This window comes from Mesorhizobium sp. M7A.F.Ca.MR.362.00.0.0 (assembly GCF_004023175.1).
Taxonomy (GTDB): domain Bacteria; phylum Pseudomonadota; class Alphaproteobacteria; order Rhizobiales; family Rhizobiaceae; genus Mesorhizobium.
In genome coordinates, this window is sequence record NZ_RZTF01000447.1 from 1 (window position 1) to 4,911 (window position 4,911).

Genomic DNA, 4,911 nt, shown 5'->3' on the forward strand with positions numbered 1-4,911 from the left:
GACCTCTTCATCCCACAAGGCGATAGCTGCGGTAAGGCACCTTCTCCACCCTCCGCAACCCCTCGCCCCTCCCCGGGCCTTCCCGCAGCCGGATTCGAACCCATACCTGGAACCAAATCACGGGGCCTGGAACCAAATCACGGGGCCTGGAACCAAATCACGGGCGAGACTGTTCAGTTGTAACTTTGATCCCACGCCGACATCCCGGCCGGCAAAGCGGCGACATTGAGGAGTTCTCACCATGAAGATTTCATCCGGATTTCGTTCCATCGCGGTTGCCGCCATCGCCACCGCGAGCATCGGCTTTGCCAGCGCCGCGCATGCCGATAGCGGCACGATCCGCTTCGCCGTCTACAAGGCGGCGTTTTTCGTCGGCGGCTCCGGCGGCAAGGGCACCTTCACCTTCCATGGCAAGAGCTACCCGATCTCAATCGGCGCCGTGTCCGGAGGCCTGGCTTTCGGCGTGTCCAAGACATATTTCCGCGGCACGGTTCGCCATATCCGCCGCGCCCGCGACGTGACCGGGGTCTACGGAGCAGCCGGCGGCGGCGGCACGATCGGCAAGGGAGCCCAGGTGATCATCATGACCAATGACAAGGGCGCCCAACTCGAACTCACGGGCAAGCAAGTCGGCCTGCAGGTCAACGCCGACCTCAGCGGCATGGCCATCTCGTTCGAGTAAGGCCGTCATTCCAGCCGGACCATATTCAAAGGGCGGTGCCGGCTTCGAGCCGACGCCGCCCTTATCATTTACCTAGCTCCTGAGCCCCGGCGCTTCCTGGCCGGTCCGCTCGACATATTCCGTATAGCCGCCGCCATAGGTGTGGATGCCTTCGGGCGTCAGTTCCAGCACGCGGTTGGAAAGCGCTGCGAGGAAATGCCGGTCGTGCGAGACGAACAGCATGGTGCCCTCGTACTGCGAAAGCGCCGTGATCAGCATCTCCTTGGTGGCGATGTCGAGATGGTTGGTCGGCTCGTCCAGCACCAGAAGGTTGGGCGGGTCGAACAGCATCAGCGCCATCACCAGCCGCGCCTTCTCGCCGCCTGACAGCACACGGCATTTCTTCTCGATCTCGTCGCCCGAAAAACCGAAGCAGCCAGCGAGCGCCCGCAGCGGCGCCTGACCGGCCTGCGGAAACGCGTCCTCCAGTGTCTGGAACACGGTGCGCTCGCCTTCCAGCACCTCCATGGCGTGCTGGGCGAAATATCCCATTTTGACGCTTGGCCCGCGCGCGACCGTGCCGGTGTCGGGCTCGGAAGCGCCGGCGACCAGCTTCAAGAGCGTCGACTTGCCGGCGCCGTTGACGCCCATGATGCACCAGCGCTCGCGGCGGCGGACCTGGAAGTCGAGCCCCTCATAGATGGTGCGGCTGCCATAGCCCTTGTGGACGTTCTTCAGCGTCACGACATCCTCGCCGCAGCGCGGCGCCGGCAGGAAATCGAACGAAACCGTCTGGCGGCGCTTCGGCGGCTCGACGCGGTCGATCTTGTCCAGCTTCTTCACCCGGCTCTGCACCTGCGCGGCATGCGAGGCGCGCGCCTTGAAGCGCTCGATGAAGGCGATCTCCTTGGCCAGCATTGCCTGCTGGCGCTCGAACTGTGCCTGCTGCTGCTTGTCGGCGATCGCCCGCTGCTGCTGGTAGAATTCATAGTTTCCGGAATAGGCGGTCAGCGAACCGGCGTCGATCTCGACCACCTTGTTGACGATGCGGTTCATGAACTCGCGATCGTGCGAGGTCATCAGCAGCGCGCCGTCATAGTTTTTCAGGAAGGATTCCAGCCAGATCAGGCTCTCCAGGTCGAGATGGTTCGATGGCTCATCGAGCAACATGGCGTCGGGCCGCATCAGCAGGATGCGGGCCAGCGCCACGCGCATCTTCCAGCCGCCGGAGAGCTTTCCGACATCGCCGTCCATCATCTCCTGCGAAAAGCCGAGACCGTCGAGCACTTCCCGCGCGCGGCCATCCAGCGCATAGCCGTCGAGTTCCTCGAAGCGGTGCTGCGCCTCGCCATATTTTTCGATGATCTCGTCCATCTGGTCGGCCTGGTCAGGATCGGCCATGGCCGCCTCGAGCGCTGCCATTTCGGCCGCGACTTCACTGACCGGCCCGGCGCCGTTCATCACTTCGGCCACAGCGCTGTGGCCTTCCATGTCGCCGACATCCTGGCTGAAATAGCCGATGGTGACGCCGCGATCGACCTGCACCTGGCCTTCGTCGGGCTGCTCCTGCCCGGTGATCATGCGAAACAGCGTCGTCTTGCCGGCGCCGTTCGGCCCGACGAGGCCGACCTTCTCGCCCTTCTGCAGGGAGGCCGACGCTTCGATGAAGACAAGCTGACGGCCGTTCTGCTTGCTGATGCTTTCAAGTCTGATCATGCGGTGTCCGGGCTATATGCTTGCGTGAAAGGATTTGCCCGGCGCCTTACGCGAAGGATGGCCGCAAAGAAAGAGGCGCAAGCGCCGCATACAGCGGAACGCCCTTGCCTTCCCCCCTTGTGGGGGAAGGTGGATCGGCGCGTCAGGGCCGAGACGGATGAGGGGTGTTCCAGCGGAATGAGACGTTAGTGTTCCCTGGAACACCTCTCATCCGACCTCGCTTCGCGAGGCCACCTTCTCCCACAGGGGGAGAAGGGACAACCCCACCCAGACACACTCCAGAAACAACATTCAACATCCGGGAAAAACTCGCGAAAACATCGCCTGTCATAACCACCCTCGCGGCGGTCAAGCGGGCTGCTGCACAACGCGAAGAAATGGTCCCGAAAATGCAACGACGTTCGACCGGATGGATGGGTGCCCTGACAGGCATTTCGCTCGCCATGCTGGCGGTCGCACAGTCGGGGGCGGAAGCAGCGGTCACCCGGAGCGAATATTGCAGCCAGCTCGGTCTTCAACTCGACGGAGCCATCCAGACCAAAGCCAAACCCGGTGCCAGTGCGAGCCAGATCGCCGAGGCAACCGCGCTCCAGGACAAGGCGAACCAGTTTTGTGCCGAGCGCAAGCAGGCCCAAGGCATCAGGACCTACGCCAACGCCCTGAAGCTCCTTGGAGTGACGCCGGTCGACTTGAACCAATAGTATCTGCCTTTGAACCATCAAGCACGCCAAGGCTGCTTGATTGCCCCTCCTTCCTGGCTTCCTCCCGGGAAAAGGCCGCCACTCGCAAAGCGAGGGCGGCTTTTTTCTTGGCTACGCAATGCCGGAGGAAATGCGCGACAGACACCTGTCAAATCCGCACAAAAACAGATGCTTATAACAATTCGGCGATTCAGATACTGAAGCACTTCATGCGACGCTGAGTGCCGATCGCAATCTGCCCAGGAATCGGGTGGCGGGCCGCATGCGCAACGCATGCCCCTCGCCGCAGAAAGAGCCTGAGCGGCTTACTTCCTGCCTTGCGGATGGATCGTCTCGCCGCGCTTCAGCATTGCTACGAACGTCTCGATCTTCTTCTTGCGCCCGGCCTCGGTCTTCATGTTGTGGGTACGGAAGGCGAGCGCGAAGCGGTTTTGCGCGCTGAGTTTTTCGAGCATCGCCTTGGCGGCGGGTTCGGCGTCTATGGCTGCTTGCAGGTCGTCGGGGATTTTCATCTGCTTGCCGCTGCCATAGGCGCGCGCCCAGCGCCCGTCCGCCTTGGCCGCCTCGACCTGTTTGAGCCCATGCTCGGTCATGCGGCCCTCCTCGACCAGCCGCGCGACATTGTCGATGTTGATCAGGCTCCAGATGCTCTTCCGGCTGCGCGGCGTGTAGCGCTGCAGGAAACTCTTGTCGTCCAGCCCCTTGCGCACCGCGTCGATCCAGCCGAAGCACAGCACCACGTCGATGGCTTCCTTCGGCGTGATCGACTTCAGTCCCGACCCCACCTTGTGAACCTTGATCCACACTTCGGTTTCCGTGGCGTGGTGCTTGCCGAGCCACGCGTAGAAGCTGCCCGCATCCGGAAACTCGTGCACCTTGTCGGGATCGACCTTGACCGGCGCCATTAGCCGGCCTGTTTGTTCAGTGCCGCTCGCGCCACCATAGTTCCTGCTCCCACTGTCGTATTGCCCGCATTGCGCCCATCGTCATCGCCCGGCATGTGGCACAGATCGCTGTCAGTTTTCGTCAGTTGCGTCACCACAAGCTAAGGAAAGCATCCGCGCGACTTCGTCGGGGAGAAGAGAGGGCGCGCGATATTCCACCGCCATGCTATAGGACCGCAAGGTGTCAGTCTGGGGGAATATGCCACCATGAAATCTCTGCTGCTCGCTTTTCTATCTTTGCTGTTGCCGAGCCTCGCCCTTGCGGAGCCGATCGAAACCCGGAAAATCGTCACGGCTGTGACTGGCGACTTCAACGGCGATGGCGCCGTCGATCTTGCCATGGTGGTCGAGACCGAGCCCGGCCAGCCGATGGACGTCCACTTCTTCCTCAGGGACAAGGAGCACAATTACCTCAAGCCTGTCGAGATCGTGCACGAGCAGGTCCACGGGGAATGGAACGGCTACGACCGGCCGGGCTACGAGAACTCCGACACCGAGCCGGAACTGACGATGCTGCCCAACGGTTCGATCAAATTCTACCTGCCAGCGATGCCGGTCGGCAGCGAACGGACCGACATGACGCTGACCATCGCCTGGCGCAACGGTGCCTTCATCGTCGCCGGCTTCGCCTATAACCATGATGACTATTTGAAGGAGAATGCCGAAAGCGCCTGCGAGTACAATGTGCTGACCGGCAAAGGCACCAGCAGCGAAAAGCTGCCGGACGGCAGCACCAAGCACAAGACCGTCTCGGTCGAAGGCCAGACCGTCGCCTTCAAGGACTGGAACCCGGGCGCTGCCTTCACCGCTTGCGGCAACTGATCGCCCTGCATCATCGGCACTTCCGATAGCGCTATCGGTTTCTTCCGTTTCACTTGCCGTACCGAAC

Annotated in this window: 5 protein-coding genes; 3 read left to right on the plus strand and 2 right to left on the minus strand. The window is 62.0% G+C overall.

What is annotated here, in order from left to right:
• Nucleotides 1–241: 241 nt before the first annotated feature.
• Complete coding sequence (locus EOC06_RS32615; protein ID WP_127267000.1) at nucleotides 242–682, plus strand: hypothetical protein; 441 nt, start codon at nucleotides 242–244, stop codon at nucleotides 680–682.
• A 72-nt stretch (nucleotides 683–754) separates the two neighbouring features.
• Here the strand turns inward: EOC06_RS32615 and EOC06_RS32620 are convergent, their stop codons facing one another.
• On the minus strand, nucleotides 755–2,377 hold the full coding sequence (locus EOC06_RS32620; RefSeq protein ID WP_127255771.1) for an ABC-F family ATP-binding cassette domain-containing protein: 1,623 nt from the start codon (nucleotides 2,375–2,377) through the stop codon (nucleotides 755–757).
• A 413-nt stretch (nucleotides 2,378–2,790) separates the two neighbouring features.
• Between EOC06_RS32620 and EOC06_RS32625 the strand changes: the two genes are divergently transcribed.
• Nucleotides 2,791–3,078, plus strand: coding sequence for a hypothetical protein (locus EOC06_RS32625; protein WP_128309726.1), 288 nt, complete (start codon nucleotides 2,791–2,793; stop codon nucleotides 3,076–3,078).
• 305 nt (nucleotides 3,079–3,383) lie between these two features.
• Here EOC06_RS32625 and EOC06_RS32630 read toward each other — a convergent pair whose 3' ends face one another.
• Nucleotides 3,384–3,983, minus strand: coding sequence for a YdeI family protein (locus EOC06_RS32630; RefSeq protein ID WP_127267003.1), 600 nt, complete (start codon nucleotides 3,981–3,983; stop codon nucleotides 3,384–3,386).
• A 246-nt stretch (nucleotides 3,984–4,229) separates the two neighbouring features.
• On the opposite strand from EOC06_RS32630, the gene EOC06_RS32635 reads away from it, so the two are divergent.
• On the plus strand, nucleotides 4,230–4,844 hold the full coding sequence (locus EOC06_RS32635) for a hypothetical protein (RefSeq protein ID WP_128309727.1): 615 nt from the start codon (nucleotides 4,230–4,232) through the stop codon (nucleotides 4,842–4,844).
• Nucleotides 4,845–4,911: the final 67 nt, after the last annotated feature.